Source organism: Streptomyces sp. NBC_00490 (assembly GCF_036013645.1).
Taxonomy (GTDB): Bacteria; Actinomycetota; Actinomycetes; order Streptomycetales; family Streptomycetaceae; genus Streptomyces; species Streptomyces canus_F.
In genome coordinates this window covers 684451-704345 of sequence record NZ_CP107869.1, presented here as the reverse complement: position 1 = coordinate 704345, position 19895 = coordinate 684451, and the positions used below count along the sequence as shown (strand labels likewise).

Sequence of the window (19895 nt, the reverse complement as noted above, 5' to 3'; positions counted from 1 at the left end):
ACGGTCGACCGGAGGAACAGGACAGTGAATGACGAAGTAGCTGGTATTGAGATTCCCGAGACCGCGGCGGCCGGCGAAGCCACTCGCCGGGTTCGGGAAATGACAAGCCCCCTGGTCTTCCACCATTCCCGGCGGGTCTTTCTCTTCGGGGCTCTTCACGCCCGTGAACTCCAACTGCGGCCCGATCTCGAACTGCTCTACCTCGCCGCGATGTTCCACGACACCGGTCTCCGGACGCCGTTCTCCGACGCGGTGCAGCGCTTCGAGCTCGACGGGGCGGACCACGCGCGCAAGTTCCTGCTCGACCACGGATTCTCACCGGAGGCCGCCGACGTGGTCTGGGAAGCGGTGGCCCTGCACACGACGCCGGGCATTCCCGGCCGGATGGGCCCCGAGATCGCTGCCACGCATCTCGGCGTCCTGACCGATGCGATCGGCTGGGGCCTGGAGAGACTGGACGGCGACCAGGTGGAGGAAATCACCGCCGTCCATCCGCGCGGGGACTTCAAAAAGGGGTTTCTGCAGGAGTTCGTCGACGCACTCAAGAACCGCCCGGAAACGACTTACGGCACGGTGAATTCCGACGTACTCGAACACTTCATTCCTGACTTCCACCGCACCACCATGGTCGATCGGATCACCGGATCGGCCTGGCCGAAGTAATCGAGACGACGGCAGCCTCCCTGCCGGTCCCCCACGACGGCCGGTGCCGCGGATGAGCCCACTACTGGCCCGACGCCCCTCATGATCACCGTAAGGAACCGCCATGCAAGCCATCACCGTCCGCGACCGTGCCGCCGGATCCGCCGGACTGTCCCTGACGGACATCCCCTACCCGCACGCCGCCGAGAACGACGTCATCGTGCGGGTGCACGCCGCAGGCTTCACCCCTGGTGAACTCGACTGGCCGGCGACGTGGTCCGACCGCGCCGGCCGCGACCGCACCCCGAGTGTCCCCGGGCACGAGCTGTCCGGCGTCGTCGTAGAACTGGGATACGGAACGACCGGACTCACCGTGGGCCAGCGGGTGTTCGGACTGTGCGACTGGGCCCGCGACGGTTCACTGGCCGAGTACGTCGCAGTGGAGGCACGCAACCTCGCCCCGCTTCCGGCGGACGTGGACCACACCGCGGCGGCCGCACTGGCCATCTCCGGGCTGACCGCGTGGCAGGGCCTGTTCGACCACGGCCGCCTCATGACGGGCCAGACCGTCCTGATTCACGGCGCGACAGGCGGTGTCGGGTCGATCGCCGTGCAACTCGCGCGCGAGGCCGGAGCCCGAGTCATCGGCAGCGGCAGGGCGGCCTCCCGAGAGGCTGCCCTCGGTCTCGGCGTGGATGAGTTCCTGGACCTGCAGAGCGACGCCGTGGAGGATGTCGGTGAAGTCGACCTCGTCCTCGACGTGCTCGGTGGCGAGATCCTCGACCGCTCGACCGCCCTGGTACGCGCCGGCGGCACCCTCGTCACCATCGCCGAGCCTCCCAGGGTTCAGCCCGAGAAGGGACAGGCCCTCTTCTTCGTGGTCGAACCAGTTCGCGTCCGGCTCGCGGACCTGGCCCAGCGCCTGCGGGAGAGGCGGCTCAAGCCGATCGTCGGAGACGTACGACCGCTCTGCGAGGCACCCGCCGCCTTCGCACCCGGGCGACGCAACCCCGGCAAGACGATCATCCGGGTCACGGAGGGCTGACGGGGCAGGACGAACGGTCCATCGAGGTCCGGGTCCTCACCCCCAGACCGGGGTGGGAAGGCTACGTGGAGTCGACGGACGGGATCTGGCCCTCATCTTCACAGCGACCACGGCGCCGCCGGCCCCTCCTCGAAGGGTTGTTGAAGGTCGCGGTGTGTCCGGTGACGCGGAACGAAGGTGCTCGGAGCTGTCAAGCCTGACGATCGTCAAGGTCCCAAGTTGCCGTTCGGCTCGGGTTTCCCCCTGTTCCCGCTTTTAGGTTCGGGCCTCATGGAACGAGAACCGCGAAGGAAAGTCCGAGCCGGTCGGCCGCTCGGTGCGTTGGCCGTCCTGGGCGTGGGAGCGGGAGTTGTCACTTGGCTGTCTCCCGGTGGGCTGGGCGAAGTTGGTGCTGTCGAGGTCACGGGCGGGGTTTCGGCATCCGCGTACTGGTCGGTGGCCGGGGCGGTGGCGGGTGCACCGTCGTGGCTGGGCCCGCTCCTGGAAGTGGCCACCGAGGGCACGTTGGTGATCCTCGGAATGCTGCTGGTCTGGATGTGGTGGACGGCGATGCGCCGCAAAGACACACGGGAGTTCGCCGGATCCGTGCTGACCGGTCTCGGCACTGTCGCGGCCTATGCGGTGAGCGAAGCGGTGAAGCTCGTTGTGGACGAGGAACGTCCTTGCCGTGTGCTACGCGCAGGCGCCGAATCTGTCGCGGAATGCCCCGGAGCGGGGGACTGGTCGTTCCCGAGCAACCACGCCACCCTGGCCGCCGGGTTGGCCGTTGGTCTCGCCGTGCTGCGGCCCCGCCTCGCCGCGATCACGCTGCCGCTGGCCGGGGCCGCCGCTCTGCTGCGTGTGCTGGTGGGGGTCCATTACCCGCACGATGTGCTCGCCGGCGCGACGCTCGGCGGTGCTGTCGTGGCGGCGGTGCTGCTCGCGTTCATGCCCCTTGTCCAGGGGGTGGCATCACGGCTGGGAAGGCTGAGGCGGAACGATCCCTGCCTCGTGGGCCACCACCGCGGCAGCGGCCCGATTGTCGACGCCCAGCCTCGCCAGGATGGAACTCACGTGGGCTTTGACCGTTCCCTCCACCACATGGAGCCGCCGGGCGATCTGCCCGTTGGACAGGCCCCTTCCGAGAAAGGCCAACACCTCTCTTTCCCGGGCGGTGAGGGCGTTGACCTGGTCGCGGGCGGCGGAGCGCCGACCGGCCAGGGCGCCCGCGCCCGTCGCGGCGAGGTGTGCGATGACCCGGGCCGCGACCTTCGGTGACAGGTAGGCGGCGCCTTCGGCCACCGCACGCACTCCGGTGATCAGTTCCTCTGGCTCGCCAGACTTGATCAGGAAGCCTGCTGCACCACCGCCGAGCGCCTTGAGGATGTAGTCGTCCTCTCCGAAGGTCGTCAGCATGATGACGCTCGTGGCCGGCACTGTGTTGCTGATTTCCGCGGCGGCGTCGATGCCGTTGATTCCTGGCATGCGGATATCGAGTATCGCCACCGCGGGACGGTGGCGCTGGACCAGTTCCACGGCGTCGTGCCCGTCGACGGCCTCGGCGACGACTTCGATGTCCGGATCCGTGGCAAGAACGGCGCGTACCCCTGCGCGGATCATCGGCTCGTCGTCGGCGATCAGTACCCGGATCATCAAACGCTCACGGGGTGATCGTGTCGAGGGACACCAGGGTGTCCTTCCGGAAGCAGAGCTGGTAGGCGTCGCCGGACCGGTCGTCGAACCTGTTGGCCGTCATCGCGTAGTACTCGCACGTTGTGCCGTCTCCCGTCGGCTCGGCAGTCAGCGGTCGGTAGTTCGTCTGCCGGTCCGGCAGGAGACGGTCCACCTGGGAACGATCTTGCCCTACGTGCAGGCGGGCATAGTCGCGCGGGTCCAGGACCGACCGTGACGCAGACATCATCTCCCAGCCCATGAGAGCTCCGCTCAGCACAGCTCCCGTCACGAGGGGCACCATGACCGCGGCGACCAGAGCCCGGCCGACCCGGCGCCGAGCGCGGCGAAGTTCTTGCGGCAACTCGTCACCGCGCGAGGCTGACGACGCGAGCGGCGCTGGCGGCGGCGAGGGTGTGTGCGGGATACGCGCGACGACCGCGTAGCCTCCGTCGCGCGGGCCGTGGTCGAACGAACCGCCGGTCAACCGCACACGTTCTTCGAGACCGATCAGGCCACGCCCTCCGCTCCGAGGCCGGGACCGCTGGTTGGCCGCAGACGAGGGCGGGCCGTTCTCCACGACAACCCGTGTTTCTGATGCCGTATGCGTCACGTGCACCGTCACGGTCGCGCCGGACGCGTGCTTGGCAACGTTGGTCAGAGCTTCCTGCACGACCCGGTGAGCCGCCCGTTTCACCACGGGCGGCGCCTCGTCCGCGTCACCCTCGATGCGCAACTCCACCGTGAGTCCGGCCGCAGAAGCCTCAGAAGTCAAGCTCGTGAGGCTGGAGTTGTTGGGTTCGATGGGCGTTGCGTCGGTCTCCTCACGCAGGACACCGATCACCTCGCCGAGACGCTCCACCGCGGCCGCGGCTCTGGCTCGGATGTCTCCTGCGGCCCTCTGGTGGTGCTCTTCAAGGTCCGGCGCGAGTTTGAGTGCCCCGGCCGACAGAGCGATGAGGCTGAGGTCATGGCCGAGTACGTCATGCATGTCCTGAGCGATACGTGCCCGCTCGCGCAACCGGGCTTGGTCAGCGATCAGTTGCTGCTCGCGTTGCAGCTGATCAGCAAGCTCCCAACCGGCCCGGACAAGCTGCCGATACTGGCACCAGAACCGGCCCGCGAACCAGGGCAGCATCGTGGCGGCGACCACCACTGTCACAAAGCGGCCGGCAAGGGGGAGCCAAGCAGGAACGACGGACAAGGCCACCACGCCGGCCGCGAGTATCGCGACCAGGGCGAGCGCTGTCGGTGCCGTACGTCCAGGACGTCGGCCTGCCAGGAACGCGGCGACGGCAGTCGGGACGGCCCACCACGGGTTCATCACGCTCAGACCAGCAACCACCACGGTGGCCGCCGCGAGAATGGTCCCAGGATCAAGTGCCCGCCGTAGAACAGTGGTTCCGGTCGCAGTCCCACCGTTGATCATTGTGCTGTCCACAGAGGCGACGGTACGGACATCGGGCGCCCTCCGACCACTGCCGAAAGTCCCGTCTACGTCGGTGACCGGCTGGCACTGAGCGCCGAAACATCCCGCTTCGTACAGGACGTACCGGCCCAACGATCGACGCGGACGGCGAGGAGTAGGACCAGAACCGGAGCACGGTCCCGCGCAGACACCCGCCAGGTCCGCGCTGTCCCGGGCGACGTCCACGGCGACTTCGGCGACGCCCTCGGGCGCGACCAGTTGCACCGACAGCTGCTCCCGCGAGCCCCAAGTACGCCCCCCACGGCGTGCAGTTGGTCGGTGAGGGCTTGCCGGACGGTTGCGTGCAGCGTCGTGGTGCGACCGGTGCAGCGCAAGCGGCCGCCCTCGTCGCAGCGGCCCGACATCACCGCGTGTCCGACTCCCGGGAAGGGAACGCCTCGTACAGGGCTTCGGCATGCACCGCGTCCCACTGGCTTATCACCAGGCGCTCAACCCCGCCGTCACGCCGACGCAGTTCGATCTCCTGCCCCTTGTCGAAATCCACCCGCACCTGCGGATTGACGCACGCTGCTTCGGCCTCGCCACGCATCATCTCGAACCAGATGCCGCGTATGCCGTACCGGAGGTCATTGCCTCGGTGACGCAGCACTCGCACCCGGCGGTCGGTCAGCAGGAGTGACGCCTGTCGCGGCGCCAGGCCCCACAGCATGCGCCCGTATGTCACGGCACAGCCGGCCGTCATCCGCTCGCCCTCGGGAACCCACTGCGCCAGACGTTCGCGATCCACCGACCATTTGGCCGCTTCCATCCGCCACTTCCTCTCTCATCGTTCGAACGGCAGCGTCACTTGCCTGTACCCGGATGCCGTAGATGAACCGTCCGACGCCTCTCCGTCGCCGTACGGCCGCGGTGCCGGCGGCCGCGCCTGTGCCGCCAGGGGCGACAGCTTTGGGTGCTGGAGGGTGTCCGGTGAGCCGCCGACTGGAGCACTTCACGCGGCGCGAGGAGCAGGTGCTGTCTCAGGTCCGGCGCTCGATCCTGGAGGGCGGAGAAGTCTTGTTGGTGGGTGAGTTGGGGGCGGCCTGGGGCTGGGCAGCCCGGCATCGGTGGTCTGTCACCTGCAGAACCTGGAGCGCAGCGGCGCCTTGCCCGGCCTCATGTCCGTGCGGACAGGCGTGCGCCGGGTCGGCCGGCGCCAGCGTCCGGCGCTGTCCCGCGCCACATCCACGGCGACTTCAGCGACGACCTCGGGCACGACCAGGTGCACCGGCGACTGCTCCCGCGAGCCCCACCCCACACGGAAAGTGCGCCCCGTCCACGGGTGATGCCGCGGTCGGCCAGGGCGGTGTCGAGGACGGACATCAGCGCGGGAGCGGATCCGCGGGCTGGGTCCTTGACTGGGTCCTTCACGGGGAGTCCTGGTGCGATACGCCGGCCCGGCGCATGTGGCCGGGCCGGGAAGCGGGCTGCTGCGGTGATCTTGTGGCACGCCGCAGCGGCCGGGCGTTCGGAGTCAGGCCAGTTCCACACGGTCGATCAAGCCGGCCTTGGTGAAGGCGTCCACGAGCTGCTCGCGGCCCTCGGTGAAGTGGGCCCAGCTGTCGAAGTGGACCGGCACGATGCGGCGGGCGCCCAGGATGCGGGCGGCCTCGGCGGCCTGAGCGCTGTCGAGGGTGAGCAGCGCGCGGTCCAGGACGGGGGTGCGGACCGCGCCGGCGAACAGCACGGCGGTGTCCACCGGACCGAAACGGTCGGCGATCTCGCGGACCAGGGAGAGCTGGGCGTTGTCACCGCTGACGTAGACGGTGGGCAGACCGTCACCGCTCAGGACGAATCCGACTACCTCACCGACGACCGGTTCGAGGTCTTCGCGTGCTCCGGGGCCGTGCAGGGCCGGGACGCCCGTGACGGTGATCGTGCCGCCGCCGGGCCGGTCGAGTTCGATGGCCTCCCAGTCCTTCAGGGGGCGTGCGGTGCCGCCCAGCCTGCCCGCGCCGCTGGGCGTGGTCAGGGTCAGAGGGACATCGGCGAGCAGTGTGCGGCCCGAGACGTCGAGGTTGTCGTCGTGCTCGTCGTGCGACAGCAGCACCACGTCGATGCGGCCCAGTTCGGCGGGTGTGGTGGATGCGGGTGCGGTCTTGGCCAGCCCCGACGCGTAGCTGCCGGGGGCGTCGAAGGTCGGGTCGGTCAAGAACCGCAGCCCGCCGTACTCGATGAGTGCGGTCGGACCGCCGAAGACGCGGATGGGGACCTGTTCGCTGGGCGTGCCGGGTGCTGCCATGACGAAATCACCTCACGGATAGATTAGCTCTCATCCGTGACCATAGATGTTTGTCACGGATGAAGGCAAGCTGTAGCGTGAGGTGTGTGAGTGAGACCGATATCGCCGCCACCGCCGAAACCGCAGACCCCGGGCTGCCGCAGGCACCAGGCGCCGAGCTCTACCCCGCGCTCGATCTCGCCAACAGCGCCATCGCCCTGCCGGGCGGCCAGTTCCTCGATGCGTTGGGCACCCCCTCCGGCGCCAACCAGTGGCTGGTCAACCACCACCTGGCCCCCGCGGACGCCGGTATCCAGGAGATCTGCGCGGCACGCCTGCGTTCCCTGCGCGAACAGGTACGAGCCTTGCTCGCCGCCCAAGTCGGCGGCAACCCTGCCCCCACCACCGCACTGGCTGCCGTCAACGACGCCCTCACACGGGTCCCCACCGCCTCCCCGCTCGGCTGGGACCCGGTCCGCGGCATGCACCGCACCGCCCCACACCCCATCGACCAGATCGTCGACCAGGCCCTGGGCATCCTCGCCGCCGACGCCGCCGACCTGCTCACCGGACCCGACGCCGAACGGCTGACGGCCTGTCCCTCCACCCCCTGCAACCGCTACCTGCTCCGCGCAGGACGCCGCCACTGGTGCTCGGTCCGCTGCGGCGACCGCGCCCGCGCCGCCCGCGCCTACGCCCGCCGCACGCAGACCACTGCCGACTGAGATCGGCCCCCGCCCCGCCGCCGGTTCACCGGACCCACGCCGGAGCGCGGCGTCGCACACCCTCAAACGTCTGGCGCGGACGGCACACCTCGCCCTCCCTACCGACTACCCCCCACAATCGACGAAGGACCAGTACCTCTCATGCCCGCCACGTTCACCCAGCTGACCACCGGCTACGGCAGGCTCGACGTACCCATGCCGACCGCGACGGCCGCGCGAAGCCATGGCACGTCGCCTCAACCGTCGCCCTCCTGCGCGACGTCGACATGATCGTCGTCGCCGGGCGTGAGACCGGTTGCGTTTGCACGAGTGGTTCCCGGGAGCGGTGCGGGAACGCCTGCCCGAGCAGCCGACCCGCCGCAGGAAGGCACTCCCCGATGCGAAATACTCACGCGATGAGATCACGCACTTCCCCGGTCAGCCAGCCGGTCACGATTCGGAGGGCCGTCGCGCGGGATGCCAAACGGCTCACGCGGCTGGTGCGTGGCTCAAGCGCCTACGCGGGTAAGTACGCTGCCGCAGTGGCGGGCTACCGGGTCGGTCCTGATTACATCGAGGCCCACCGCGCCTTTGTGGCAGTCGGCGCCGACGACCCTGGAGGTCGGGTTCTCGGGTTCTACTCGCTCGTGCTCGATCCGCCGGAGCTCGATCTGCTGTTCGTCGCCGACGAGGTGCAAGGACGGGGTATTGGGCGGCAGCTCGTGGCACACATGCAGTCCGAGGCGCGGGCTGCCGGGATCGACCGCCTCAAGGTCGTCTCGCATGTTTCCGCCGCGGACTTCTACCACCGTGTGGGTGCGGTGCGGACCGGGACCGTGTTGGCGAACCCGCCCGCCGTGCCGTGGGACCGCCCCGAATTCGAGTTTCACATCCCTGCGGAATGACGCGCCGTGCCGGTTGGCGTGGCACCGGCTTGGCCCGCTTGGTGGCCGGCATGCAGGAGTCGCTGGACGCCGCGCGATTCGTGCGTGCCGTCGCTGCTGTTGCCCAGCCTCTACACAAGGCTGTGTTCGGGCAGGCCGGAGCGGGTGCGAGGGGTTGTCTGTTCGTGAGGCGAGGGTGAGGTTGCGGAGGTGGACGGCGTTGTGCTCCTCCTCGTCTGGGCGAGTGTGGCGGCGTAGGCGAGGGCACCTGCCGTGATGGGCAGGAGCGGCAGCGGGGTCCGTCGGTCGGGGCCGATGCCGTGGGTCACCGGCGCGGCGAGTTACCAGGAGACACGTGCTCCTGGGGTGACGGGGCCAGGGCCGTGGGCAGCAGCAGGGACCGGCCCGCCGTCGAGCGGAGCAGGGCACGGGGGTCGTTGAGGACCGACAGTGGCGCGAGCTAGCCGCCGAAGCGCAGGAATTCCGCCAGCTCACCTGCTCACCTACGCCGGCCACGTCGGCCTGTTCGCCGAAGAGGTCGGCCCCCCTCGGGCGAAGAACTCGGAACTGCCCGCATGCCGTCACCCACTTGGCCCGGCTCGGCGCCACCTGGCCTGGACGAGGCGCTCGACCGCGCCGAAGGCCGGACCGGCTGACTGCACGAAGCCTCGGCGGGCAGTCGGCGCAGGTGCCGCGTCACGGTCACTGCGGCGCCGTCGGCGGTGTCGTAGTCCCGGCGCCGGTGGCAGGGGCCCGGCCGGCGCGCGGCAGCAGCGCCGCCGCAGCCAGTCCGCCCAGGCCCACGACCGCCAGCGCCGCCATGGCCGCCGCGTACGCGCCCTTGCTGAGGCCCGAGACCAGGATCGTGCCCGCGACGGCCGTGCCGAGCGAGGAGCCGAGGTTGGAGATGCTGCGCGACAGGCCGGAGATCTCGCCCTGCTGCGTCTCGGGGAAGCACGACTGGACCAGGTTCACCGACGGGGTGAGCATCATCCCCAGACCCAGCCCGATCAGCAGCAGGCCGGGGGCGAACGCCCAGGCGCCGGGCTTCCAGGCGACCAGGGCCAGCAGCATGGCGATGCCGGCGATCGTCACGACGAAGCCCGCCATGATGAGGGCGCGCTGCGCACGGCGCCGGGCCAAGTTCTCGGCTGCCAGTGAGGAAGCGAGGATGCCGAGGGTCGCGGCGGTGAAGATGACGCCGGTCTCGATCGCGTCGTAGCCGCGGACGACCTGTAGGTAGGCGGCAACGGTGAACGAGACGCCCATCAGCATCAGCCACTGCGTGTTCTGGGTGACCAGGCCGAGGTTGGAGATGCGATTGCGGAACAGGTCCGTCGACAGCAGCGCCTCCCGGCCGGCGCGCTCGCGACCACGTACCCAGGCGAAGAACCCGGCCAGCACCAACGCACCGGCCAGCAGCAGTCCCAGCGCCAGCCAGCCGTTGTTGTCGACGGCCAGGATGCCCGTCACCAGCAGCACCAGGCCCGCCGCCGACAGCACCGCCCCGACCGTGTCGAAGGGCCGGGCGGGGTCGGGCGGCAGCGGATCGGCGATTCCTCGGCTGAGCACGATGATCACCACGACCACCAGTGCCTGGAACACGAACGCGGCCCGCCAGCTGATCGCGCTCGTGATCAGCCCGCCGATCAGCGGACCGGCGGCCGCCCCGATCCCGCCCATCGCCATGATCGCGCCGAACGCACGCGCCCGGGACGCCACGTCGGTGAACAGCAGCGTGGTCAGGATGTAGACCGGCGGGATCAACAGCGCCGTACCCACACCCTCCAGAATCGAGTTCCCGAGGATCAACACGCCCAGCCCCGGCGCGGCCGCACTGAGCACCGCCCCCACCCCGTAGACCACGAGTCCCGCCAGCAGGCAGCGCTTGCGCCCCCACTTGTCGGTCAGCTTCCCGCCCGGGATCATCAGCGCGGCCATCACCAGCAGGAAGATCGTGATCGCGGTCTGGACACCCTGCACGGTGGTGTCCAGGTCCTCGCTGATGTCGTTGATCATCACGTTCATGTTGGAGCCGGCGAAGCTGCAGATGAACTGCGCCAACGCCAGCGGAGCGAGCACTCTCCGTGTCCCCACCGGGCGTCCCCCGGCTCCCGTCGCTGCCGTGCCCGCCATGCCGCCACCTGCCCGTTTGCCACTTTTGATGTCCTGAGACCGGGTCCTCGTCACCGCGAGCAGCACGTGCTAACGGAACGCAACCGCCGCCAAGACCGTCGCATGGGCAATCGCCGCGGCGTCGAAGGCGCGCAGCAGGAGCCATCTTCAAGTGACTCCACAGGAACCTCGACACCGCCATTCCGGGCGGCCGGATCGTCATCCCGGCGGCGCTTTCTGTTGAGCGGCTTCGCCGAGGAGAAGAACGCCAGTCGGTCGACCGCAACCTCCGCGCTCGGGATCGTGCCCCGCTCTCTCATCGGCCTGCTCGGTATGTCGATTGGCGGGCTGTAGGGCCTGGACGCGCTGGTGTCCGCGTGCGCGGCCGACGGACGGTGGTCCTTCCTGCTGACCGTGGCGGTGTTCTGGACGTCTGAGCCGCTCGGACGGCCGGGTGGCGTCCCACGTCATGTGGACATCTGTGACGGTCTGTGACGAATGTCAGAATCACTCAGAGCAGTTCTTCCGATCCACTGAACCGACTGGTACGGGCGACGGACCGTCCCGGCTGAGCGGGACCAGTCCCGGACCGGCATCGATACCATCCTCACCAGCGGGACTGGCCGTAGGGGGAGAGGAAAGTCGTGGTGCGGGAGTGCTGGTTTTGTGGGAAAGCCACTCCGGCGTCGTGGCACGACCGTGTCGAGGGGCTGCACCGCGACGCCGACACGACCATGACCCGGTGGATCATTGTCCTGCGCACCAAGTGGCGCCAGGAAGTCGTACACGTGCCACGCTGCGCCCGCTGCCACACCGGACACCAGATCGAGCAGACCGCGGCGGTGCTCTCCATCGCCGCGCTGATCGCCTACGCGGCCAGCGGCCAACTGGACCGACTCCTCGGCATTCTGCCGGCTTCGACCGGAGAGCGGACGGTCGCAGGGATCTGGGCAGCCCTGGCTTGCCTGCCGGGATTCACCTGGCTCGCCATCAGGCATGGTGGGCTGCCATGGCGGCGCCTGGCACCCCACCGCCTGGGCTACGCCCGACACCACCCGGAGTTCGTGCGACTCCTGGACGAGGGCTGGAAACCCAGGCCGGGCCCCCTTCCCTTCGGGGGAAACCCGCCGAACCCTCAATACCCTCCGCAGCCGGGCAGGTTCCGGCGGCTCATCGGACGCGTCATCGTCCTGGTCGGAACAGCCTGCGTCATTGCCATCCCCATCGCCTATTTCCAGGGATACGAGGAACTGGCCGGAGGTCTCATCGCGTCGGCGGCAGGGCTGATCGCTCTGGCCTCGAAGGTCAACCCCGAGAACTGAAGGGACCGGTCAGTGGATCCGGGTGATGCGAGTGTCAACAGGGCAGGAATCGGCCATGTTGGTTGGAGTCTGGTGATGTGATCCGCGGCTGGCTGTCCGGCAGGGGCGAAGGACCCCGGCCCTCAGGGACATGCGCACGGTGCTCGATGACGACCACGCGTGATCGACCGGGCCGACGCAATGGCACGAGCCTGGACCACGTGCCTCTACGCAATGGTCGAGGACAAGCTGATCGTAGAGCCGGGCGCAGACCAGGGCCGCATCGGCGACGAGTGGTACTCAGTCGCGGACCTGGGCGCCGAGCTGCTGTCTGACTATGCGCCGCCAGCTGGGGTCAATGGGCCTGCCGTACAGGACAATGGGGTGAATCGTTGACTTCCTCCCCCGCCTAAAGGCGGGGGATTCCGGCGGTCGCCCGCTGGGGTTCCTGTTTCACCGACGACTGCCCCGTCCGGGAGGACTCCGGTTGAGGTCTTACACCGTCTCCACAGGCAGATGCCGCCAGCCCGGCGGCCAGGATGTTGCGTGCCGCGTTGATGTCGCGGTCATGCACGACGCCGCAGGCGCACGTCCATTCGCGGACGTTCAGCGGCATCTTCGCCGCGACCGTGCCGCAGTTCCCGCACAGCTTGCTGCTGGGGAACCATCGGTCGACCACCACGAGCTCGCGCCCGTACCAGGCGCACTTGTACTCCAGCAGGGAGCGCAGTTGCGTCCAGGCCGCATCACTGATGGCGCGTGCGAGCGTGCCGTTCTTCAGCAGGTTGCGCACGCTCAGGTGTTCGATCACGACCGTTTGGTTCTCGCGGACGAGTCGAGTCGACAGCTTGTGCAGGAAGTCTTGGCGCCGGTCGGCGATCCGCGCATGCACGCGGGCGACTTTGCGGCGGGCCTTCTCGCGGTTCGCCGAGCCCTTCGCCTTGCGCGACAACTCCCGCTGCGCACGGGCCAGCCGTGTTCGATCCCGCTGCTCATGCCTCGGGTTGGCGACCCTTTCCCCGGTGGACAGGGTCACCAGGGAGGTGATCCCGGCGTCCAGGCCGACGGCCGCCGTGGCGGCGGCGGCCGGGGCGATGGTGTCCTCGCACAGCAGGGACACGAACCAGCGACCCGCCGCGTCACGGGACACCGTCACCGTCGTGGGCTCGGCACCTTCCGGCAGCGGACGCGACCAGCGGATGTCCAAAGGGCCGGCCATCTTCGCCAGCGTCAGGCGCCCGTCGCGCCAGGTGAAGGCGCTGCGGGTGTACTCGGCCGACGCGCGGGACTTCTTGCGGCTCTTGTAGCGCGGGTACTGTGCACGCTGGGCGAAGAAGTTCCCGAACGCCGTCTGCAGATGGCGCAGCGCCTGCTGCAGCGGAACCGAGGAAACCTCCGCCAGGAAGGCCAGTTCCTCGGTCTTCTTCCACTGCGTCAGCGCGGCGGAGGACTGCACATAGGAGATGCGGCGCTGCTCGCCGTACCAGGCCCGCGTGCGCTCCTCCAAGGCCTTGTTGTAGACGAGGCGGACACAGCCGAACGTGCGCGACAACTCAGCCGCCTGCACGCCGGTGGGGTAGAAGCGGTACTTGAACGCCCGCTTGACCTGCCGCGTCACGTCTCACACTCTATCAACTTCCGTGTGGGCAGCGGGTGTCAGCCGGTGGACGGCGCACACCGGTCCGCCCTGGCGGCCAACCGGCTTCCCCTGCCCTGCTCCGCAGGAGCTTCATTTCCTCCCCGGCCTGACGGCCGGGGTATCCACGAAGGACAGACCCGATGACGGGGGAGCCGTGGCGCGAGAGGGACGACCGAGCGACACGAACATTGCCGTGGGTCGCGGACCGGTCCGCAGACCTCTGCTCCACTGCAGGCCGAGATGATGGGGGAGTAGGGGCAGGACATGGGGGTAGGCGATGCGTCGTCGGCCGCTTAGGTCGGTCGCGGCGGCGGGAACGAATTGGGAGGGGAACAGCATGGCGCCCATGAGCATGGCGGCAACACAGACCCGGACGGCCGAGCTGCCCGAGGTCGCCGACCCGTCCCGGGTGGCACCCAAGGACGCCCGTGAACTGTCCAAGCTGTTCTTCCAGCAGCTGGCCGTGCTGGAGGAAGGCACCCCGGAGTACCAGTACGCGCGGAACACGCTGATCGAGATGAACATGTCCCTGGTCCGCTTCGCGGCCGGCCGGTTCCGCAGCCGTGGGCCGGAGGAGATGGAGGACATCGTCCAGGTCGGCATGATCGGGCTGATCAAGGCGATCGACCGCTTCGAGCTGTCCCGGGAGGTGGAGTTCACCTCGTTCGCCATTCCCTACATCGTCGGTGAGATCAAGCGGTTCTTCCGTGACACCACCTGGGCCGTGCACGTCCCTCGCCGGCTGCAGGAAGCCCGCGTCCAGCTGGCCCGTGCCACCGAGGAGCTGCGCAGCCGACTGGGCCGCACCCCGACGGTCAAGGAGCTGTCGGAGCTGATGAGCCTGCCCGAGGACGAGGTCCGCGAGGCCCGCCTGGCCGCCAACGGCTACAACTCCTCCTCCCTGGACGCCACGATCAGCAACAGCGCGGACGGCGAAGCCGCCCTGCAGGACTTCATCGGCACCCAGGACACAGACCTGGAGCTGGTGGAGGACTTCCACGCCCTCGCCCCGCTGATCGCGGAACTCGACGAGCGCGACCGACAGATCATCCACATGCGGTTCGTCGAAGAATGCACCCAGGCACAGATCGGCGAACGCCTGGGCGTCTCCCAGATGCACGTCTCCCGGCTCCTGTCGCGCACCCTTGCCCGACTGCGCGAAGGCATGCTCACCACCAGCTGACACCTGTCGCCCGCGAGGTAGGGCGGGACGGGCGGATGGGCGGCGTGGCCGGGGCTCGGGGCGCAGTTGCGGTGCTGCGCCCCTGGCGTGCCGCGCGAGGTCTCCAGTGACGCGAACAGAACCCGCCGACCCGCGTTGCCGAAGCACTGCTTTTAGGCAGCCGCAGCGACGCCGATACCGACGGCGATGAACAGCCAGCCGGTCGTCAGCTCCCAGCGGTGGCGGACCTTCGGGCGGGCGAGGAACGCCCGTAGCCGCGCGGCTACGGCGACCAGGGCGAACCAGTAAGCGACACCGATGACGATGTCCAGGGTGCCGAGGAAGAAGATCTGTCGCGATGCCGAACCGCCCCCGTCGACGAACTGCGGCAGGATGCTGAGGAAGAACAGCGCCGCCTTGGGGTTCAACACATTCGTGAGGAAGCCCTGGGTGAAGCCGGAGCGCCACCGGCCGTGGGCCCGGCCGTCCTCCGCCGGAGTTCGCGGGTCGGCGCCGTGCTCCAGGCCGCCGACCGTCTCGCGTCCGGCGGCCCGCTTGCGAGCGGCCCGTCGCGCGGCCAGCACGGCCCGGACGCCTAGGTAGACGAGGTAGGCCGCGCCCAGCAGCTTGATGGTGTTGTAGACCGCCGGTGAGCGGGCGGCGATCAGCGACAGTCCGACCGCGGCGGCGAGCATGTGCACACACAGTCCGGTCTGGGCGCCCAGCGCCGCGGCGCGGCCCTTGGCGGGATGCTCGGTGGCCGATCTCACCACTACGAGGAAGTCCGGTCCGGGGACCACATACGCCACCAGCACTACGCCGAGGAAGCCGACGAGGTCGACCGACATCCGTTCTCCCTTTCGTTGGCCCTGCGGCCGGTTCTTCACCGGCGCTGCGGCCGGTCCGCAGTGCGAGGGGCGTTCATCCAAGAGGTGGGGTTCCCCGCTCAGGCCGCGAGAGTCCGCCTGCCGACGGTCGAGGCGACGGAGTCGTCCAGCCCTCCAAGGCCCAGGCCCAGTTCCAGCTGCTCGTCCGTCACGGTCAGCGGCGGCAGGACCTTGGCCGCCTCGTCGTGGGGCCCAGCTGTCTCCAGCAGCAGACCGCCCCGGCACGCGGCGTCACACACCGCGCGGACCGCGAACGACGGCTTGTCACCACGGAAGGTGCCGTCGTGCTCGCCGGGCTTCCACACGTCGTACTCGGGACGCATCAGCGTGAGGGCTATCGACATCCTGTGCCCGCTAATGGGCTTGGGCAGGCAGACGATGTCGGCGGCGATTCCGGTCGGTTCGAAGGGGAAGAACGGTCCGGTGCGGCCGCAGCCCATCTGGATGTCGTCCACCACCAGCAGCGTGCCGTGGCCCCGAGCCCAGGAGGCTGGTGCTCTCAGCCAGGCCGCATGGGCCGGGTGGGCCCGACCTCACCCCGCATGGTCTCCCTCACTGCGGCCGCGGGCGGCCCGTCCTAGGGGACGGCGTCCAGCGACCGGACGAGCCGGGCAACCCGCCCGCCCGCCCGCCCGCCCGCTTGTCGTCGTCCTCCAGATCGTCGAAGGGCACCGGCACGGTGTACGACAGCGCTACGCCCGCCCCGGCGCGCTGGCCTGACCGGTGTGGTGGTGAGCGTCAGCCCCTGAGCTGTGGCTTTCGAGGCTCGGTCAGCCAACCGTCCACTTCTGGTTGGCGGCGCCTGAGCAGGTCCAGATCTGTAGCCGGGTGCCGTTGGCGCTGTTGTTGCCGGTCACGTCCAGGCATTTGTTGGCCTGTGGATTGACGATGTCGTTCGCCGAGCTGACGGCCCACCGCTGGGCGCCGGAGCCGTTGCAGTCGTAGAGCTGGGTCATGGTGCCGTCGGCGGTGCCGCCACCGGTCACGTCCAGGCACTTGCCGAGCGCGCGGATCGTGCCGTCGGAGCCCACGGTCCACTGCTGCGCGGCGGAACCGTTGCAGTCGTAGAGCTGTACGGCGGTGCCGTTGGCGGTGTTCGCCCCGGCGACGTCCACGCACTTGCCGGCAAGGCCGCGGATCGGCACGCCGGTGGCTGTCGTGCTCGTGGTCACGGACACCGAGTCCACCACCAGCTGGGCCGGGAAGGCGGTGGAGCTGTTGGGGTCGCCGGGCCAGTAGCCGCCGACCGCGAGGTTGAGGATCAGGAAGAACGGCTTGTTGAACGCCCAGGTGTTCCCGCCCACGTCGGCGGGCGTGCGCGTCTGGTAGACGACGCCGTCGACCGACCACTTGATCGAATTGGGTGCCCAGTCGACGGCGAAGGTGTGGAAGGCGTCGGCGAAGGCCTGACCGTTCGGCAGGGTGTAGCCGGAGCCTATGCCGGCTGAACCGGAGTAGCCGGGTCCGTGGATGGTGCCGTGGACCGTGGAGGGCTCGTAGCCGACGTTCTCCATGACGTCGATCTCGCCCGAGTTGGGCCAGCCGACCGACCCGATGTCGGTGCCGAGCATCCAGAACGCGGGCCACATGCCCTGTCCGCGCGGGATCTTCATCCGGGCCTCGACGTGCCCGTACTGCGCGCTGAACTTCCCGGAGGTGTTCATTCGGGCCGAGGTGTACTGACACGTCCCGTACCAGCACTGGTAGTTGGCCGGGTTCTCCTTCTTGGCTGTGATCACCAGGTGGCCCTGGCCGTCGAGGGCCGCGTTGTTGGTGCCGGACGTGTAGTACTGGCGCTCGTGGTTGTTGACGTTGTCGCCGGTCTCCAGTGACCACTTGGAGGAGTTGACGGCGCTGCCGGCGGCGCCGTCGAAGGTGTCGGAGAACACCACTGCGGCGGCGGAGGCATCCGAGGGCGAGGCGGAGAGGTCCGATGGATCCGCATGGGCCGCGCCGGTCGCGGTGGACGCGACCAACACGGCGGACAAGGCGGCGAACAGGCATCTGCGGAGCAGGCGTGGGGAGGCCACGTGTCTGTCCTTCCAAGCGGCGATCGAGCACACAGGTGAGCCGATCGGGGTGGGGGTGAAGGGTTCGCCTGTTGATTTAAGGAGTGAAATAAGGGGGAGTCAATACTCAGGTACGGACCAATTGATACCCGTCAAGAACCCCGGATGGCCGGATTCCGTTCCTCCGCACGGCGGAGGGAAGAGAGCTTGCAGATCACTAACAGGTTGTCTTGATCTACATCGCCGTCGGCGGCCAAAGCGTGGGGCGTAGCGCTTAGTTGCTGCCGGGACATGCCGACCGGGACCGGGTCAGAAGCTGTTCTCACATGTCCCTCGGGCACCCGATCCGGCGACGGACGGCACCGCCCCGCAGCATCAGAGCGAGCCGCGGGGCATCGGACCGCCCGGGCCCGAGACCAGCGCACTGCGCGAAGTCCTCGGCATGGCCACCGACGACCCGGTGAACGTCGCGAGCAGCCGCCTCGGACGCCTCACCGCCAAGGCTTCCTCACCCAACCGGGACGGGGCCGCTAGCAGAAGCGGACTTGACGCCCTCTCAGACTCAGGGAGTGGGCCGTTACGGCTCATCGCTGCGGGTCGGGTCTTGTTTCGGCCGGTCGACTGCGATTGCAGTGCCAGTCCAGTATCAGGACGGTGGCGTCGTCCTCGAGGCTGCCGTGGCAGGCGTCGATCACCGCGGCGGTCAGGCTCCGGACGGCTTCTCGCGGGTGCAGCGCGCGGGTGTCGTGAACGACCGCGGCCAGGTCGACGGCCGCGGCACCGCGTTCCTGCATGCCGTCGGTGAGCAGGACCAGGCGGTCCCCGGGAAGCAACTGCAGTTCCTGTAGGTGGTAGGGGGTGGGTGCCGACACACCGAACGGCAGGTTGACGGCGAGTTCCACCTCTTCGACGGTGTTGTCACGCATCAGCAGCGGCCGGGGGTGGCCGGCGTTGACCAGTTCGCACAGGCCCGTTTCGAGGTCGACGCACAGCAGCTGCCCGGTGGCCAGGCCGCGGCTGTGGCTCAGCAGGGCCTGGTGGGCGTGGTCGGCCTGCTTGAGGGCGTCGCAGCCGCTGCGGCGTGCCCGTCGCAGCGCACCGACCAGCAGGGTGGCAAGCAGCGCGGAGTTCGTGTCGTGCCCCATCGCGTCCGTGATCGACAGGTGCAGGGTGTCGCTGTCGAGGGTGTAGTCGTAGGTGTCGCCGCCGATGTCGTCGGCCGGGACCAGCCCGGCGGCCAGAGTGAACTGGGCCGCCTCGCAGCAGGGGGCCGAGGGAAGCAGCTGATGCTGGATCTCCGCGGCCAGGCTGGTCTCGGTGGTGCGCCGGACCAGGTGGTACAGGTCGGTGAAGCGCCGGTCCGTGACGATGATGTAGGCCAGTGCGTGTGCCGCGTCGCGGACCTGTCGCAGCACCGTGTCGTCCGCGGACTGCAGAGTCAGCTCCAGGACGCCGATGCAGTCGCCGCGGTTGGTGACCGGCGTGATGACGCGCTGTCCGCCCTGGCCGTCCGGATCCACATGCTGGCGCTGGCTCTGCAGCACGCTGTCGTAGACGCTGCCTTGCAGGTCGATCGGCTCGCCAGGGTCGGCGGGCACATCGCCGGCCGCCGCGAGGCGGACCAGCCGCTGGCCGATGAGGTCGACAAACAGGAAGGACACGCTCTCGGCACCGAACCGCTTCTGCAGGTCGTGTGCCACGACGTCGACGGACTCACCGGGCGGGGCCGCTTCCGCAGCGGCCAGCAGCTCGCCCAGTTCCAGGTCTCCACCCTTCACAGCAACCTCCTGTCGGTTGCCGCACCTTCTTCCCCGAGTCTGCGCAACCTCACCTGGTCGGCCCATTTTGCCTGGTCAGGATGGCGGGCCGGATCGGTATGAACAGGTTCGGGGGCCGTCGGGCGGCGGGAACGAGCGCTGGAACTCATCCCGCGAGGCAGGTGAGGCTCCGGCAGGCCAGGTGTTCACCTTGGACGGTCGGCACATCGTCGACAGGGACAGCTTCCACAGGGCCTCGCCGACTGACCCGGTGGCACGGGTGAAGATCACGATCCGTGCATCAGCGCACGTCATGGCTGCCGTGTCCGGATGCGGTGGCCGGCACTTGACCTGCCGGTCAGCCGGTCCGGCAGCACGCTCTGCGTGCGGTGCTGCGTCTTCTTCCCTATG

The 19895-nt window shown here is 69.0% G+C and carries 16 protein-coding genes and 1 pseudogene; 7 read left to right on the top strand and 10 right to left on the bottom strand.

Annotated features, from left to right (window positions below; genetic code table 11):
- Positions 1 to 24: 24 nt before the first annotated feature.
- The 3 genes and pseudogenes from OG381_RS02865 to OG381_RS02855 all read left to right on the top strand — a co-directional run.
- Positions 25 to 663: an HD domain-containing protein gene (locus OG381_RS02865; RefSeq protein ID WP_327714476.1), complete on the top strand. Its 639-nt coding sequence runs from the start codon at positions 25 to 27 to the stop codon at positions 661 to 663.
- Positions 664 to 766: 103 nt separating this feature from the next.
- Positions 767 to 1687 carry an NADP-dependent oxidoreductase gene (locus OG381_RS02860; RefSeq protein ID WP_327714475.1) on the top strand — a complete coding sequence of 307 codons (921 nt, stop codon included), beginning with the start codon at positions 767 to 769 and terminating at the stop codon, positions 1685 to 1687.
- A 270-nt stretch (positions 1688 to 1957) separates the two neighbouring features.
- A pseudogene (locus OG381_RS02855) lies at positions 1958 to 2551 on the top strand (phosphatase PAP2 family protein); the annotation flags it as partial.
- Between the two features lie 87 nt (positions 2552 to 2638).
- Here the strand turns inward: OG381_RS02855 and OG381_RS02850 are convergent.
- The 4 genes from OG381_RS02850 to OG381_RS02835 all read right to left on the bottom strand — a co-directional run bounded on the left by OG381_RS02850 (position 2639) and on the right by OG381_RS02835 (position 7047).
- Positions 2639 to 3319, bottom strand: coding sequence for a response regulator transcription factor (locus OG381_RS02850; protein ID WP_327714474.1), 681 nt, complete (start codon positions 3317 to 3319; stop codon positions 2639 to 2641).
- Positions 3320 to 3326: 7 nt separating this feature from the next.
- Positions 3327 to 4766, bottom strand: coding sequence for a sensor histidine kinase (locus OG381_RS02845; RefSeq protein WP_327722369.1), 1440 nt, complete (start codon positions 4764 to 4766; stop codon positions 3327 to 3329).
- A gap of 403 nt (positions 4767 to 5169) precedes the next feature.
- Entirely contained in the window at positions 5170 to 5574 is a 405-nt protein-coding gene (locus OG381_RS02840; RefSeq protein ID WP_327714473.1) for a hypothetical protein, read from the bottom strand.
- A gap of 705 nt (positions 5575 to 6279) precedes the next feature.
- On the bottom strand, positions 6280 to 7047 hold the full coding sequence (locus tag OG381_RS02835; RefSeq protein WP_327714472.1) for an MBL fold metallo-hydrolase: 768 nt from the start codon (positions 7045 to 7047) through the stop codon (positions 6280 to 6282).
- A 59-nt stretch (positions 7048 to 7106) separates the two neighbouring features.
- Here OG381_RS02835 and OG381_RS02830 point away from each other — a divergent pair, with 59 nt between their 5' ends.
- The gene (locus OG381_RS02830) at positions 7107 to 7751 is read left to right on the top strand and encodes a CGNR zinc finger domain-containing protein (RefSeq protein ID WP_443061862.1); all 645 of its coding nucleotides are present in this window, start codon (positions 7107 to 7109) and stop codon (positions 7749 to 7751) included.
- 395 nt (positions 7752 to 8146) lie between these two features.
- The gene (locus tag OG381_RS02825) at positions 8147 to 8635 is read left to right on the top strand and encodes a GNAT family N-acetyltransferase (RefSeq protein WP_327714470.1); all 489 of its coding nucleotides are present in this window, start codon (positions 8147 to 8149) and stop codon (positions 8633 to 8635) included.
- A 681-nt stretch (positions 8636 to 9316) separates the two neighbouring features.
- On the opposite strand, the gene OG381_RS02820 is transcribed toward OG381_RS02825, so the two are convergent.
- The gene (locus OG381_RS02820; protein ID WP_443061861.1) at positions 9317 to 10750 is read right to left on the bottom strand and encodes an MFS transporter; all 1434 of its coding nucleotides are present in this window, start codon (positions 10748 to 10750) and stop codon (positions 9317 to 9319) included.
- 623 nt (positions 10751 to 11373) lie between these two features.
- Here OG381_RS02820 and OG381_RS02815 point away from each other — a divergent pair.
- A complete protein-coding gene (locus tag OG381_RS02815; RefSeq protein WP_327714468.1) occupies positions 11374 to 12051 on the top strand; it encodes a hypothetical protein in 678 nt (225 codons plus the stop codon).
- Positions 12052 to 12439: 388 nt separating this feature from the next.
- Here OG381_RS02815 and OG381_RS02810 read toward each other — a convergent pair whose 3' ends face one another.
- Positions 12440 to 13648, bottom strand: a complete 1209-nt coding sequence (locus OG381_RS02810; RefSeq protein WP_327714467.1) for an RNA-guided endonuclease InsQ/TnpB family protein — start codon at positions 13646 to 13648, stop codon at positions 12440 to 12442.
- Between the two features lie 358 nt (positions 13649 to 14006).
- Here OG381_RS02810 and OG381_RS02805 point away from each other — a divergent pair, with 358 nt between their 5' ends.
- Positions 14007 to 14852 carry an RNA polymerase sigma factor SigF gene (locus OG381_RS02805; RefSeq protein WP_327714466.1) on the top strand — a complete coding sequence of 282 codons (846 nt, stop codon included), beginning with the start codon at positions 14007 to 14009 and terminating at the stop codon, positions 14850 to 14852.
- Between the two features lie 152 nt (positions 14853 to 15004).
- On the opposite strand, the gene OG381_RS02800 is transcribed toward OG381_RS02805, so the two are convergent.
- The 4 genes from OG381_RS02800 to OG381_RS02785 all read right to left on the bottom strand — a co-directional run bounded on the left by OG381_RS02800 (position 15005) and on the right by OG381_RS02785 (position 19505).
- Complete coding sequence (locus tag OG381_RS02800) at positions 15005 to 15679, bottom strand: LysE family translocator (RefSeq protein ID WP_327714465.1); 675 nt, start codon at positions 15677 to 15679, stop codon at positions 15005 to 15007.
- A 98-nt stretch (positions 15680 to 15777) separates the two neighbouring features.
- Positions 15778 to 16179: an aminotransferase class III-fold pyridoxal phosphate-dependent enzyme gene (locus OG381_RS02795; RefSeq protein WP_327722368.1), complete on the bottom strand. Its 402-nt coding sequence runs from the start codon at positions 16177 to 16179 to the stop codon at positions 15778 to 15780.
- A gap of 309 nt (positions 16180 to 16488) precedes the next feature.
- Entirely contained in the window at positions 16489 to 17748 is a 1260-nt protein-coding gene (locus OG381_RS02790) for a ricin-type beta-trefoil lectin domain protein (protein WP_327714464.1), read from the bottom strand.
- A 563-nt stretch (positions 17749 to 18311) separates the two neighbouring features.
- On the bottom strand, positions 18312 to 19505 hold the full coding sequence (locus OG381_RS02785; RefSeq protein WP_327714463.1) for a PP2C family protein-serine/threonine phosphatase: 1194 nt from the start codon (positions 19503 to 19505) through the stop codon (positions 18312 to 18314).
- Positions 19506 to 19895 lie beyond the last annotated feature (390 nt).

Excerpts from the sequence above, each read along its gene's own strand:
- OG381_RS02860 (WP_327714475.1), top strand. The coding sequence starts at position 767 with ATGCAAGCCATCACCGTCCGCGACCGTGCCGCCGGATCCGCCGGACTG.
- OG381_RS02850 (WP_327714474.1), bottom strand. The coding sequence starts at position 3,319 with ATGATCCGGGTACTGATCGCCGACGACGAGCCGATGATCCGCGCAGGG.
- OG381_RS02845 (WP_327722369.1), bottom strand. The coding sequence starts at position 4,766 with ATGATCAACGGTGGGACTGCGACCGGAACCACTGTTCTACGGCGGGCA.
- OG381_RS02840 (WP_327714473.1), bottom strand. The coding sequence starts at position 5,574 with ATGGAAGCGGCCAAATGGTCGGTGGATCGCGAACGTCTGGCGCAGTGG.
- OG381_RS02835 (WP_327714472.1), bottom strand. The coding sequence starts at position 7,047 with ATGGCAGCACCCGGCACGCCCAGCGAACAGGTCCCCATCCGCGTCTTC.
- OG381_RS02830 (WP_443061862.1), top strand. The coding sequence starts at position 7,107 with ATGAAGGCAAGCTGTAGCGTGAGGTGTGTGAGTGAGACCGATATCGCC.
- OG381_RS02825 (WP_327714470.1), top strand. The coding sequence starts at position 8,147 with ATGAGATCACGCACTTCCCCGGTCAGCCAGCCGGTCACGATTCGGAGG.
- OG381_RS02820 (WP_443061861.1), bottom strand. The coding sequence starts at position 10,750 with ATGGCGGGCACGGCAGCGACGGGAGCCGGGGGACGCCCGGTGGGGACA.
- OG381_RS02805 (WP_327714466.1), top strand. The coding sequence starts at position 14,007 with ATGGCGCCCATGAGCATGGCGGCAACACAGACCCGGACGGCCGAGCTG.
- OG381_RS02800 (WP_327714465.1), bottom strand. The coding sequence starts at position 15,679 with ATGTCGGTCGACCTCGTCGGCTTCCTCGGCGTAGTGCTGGTGGCGTAT.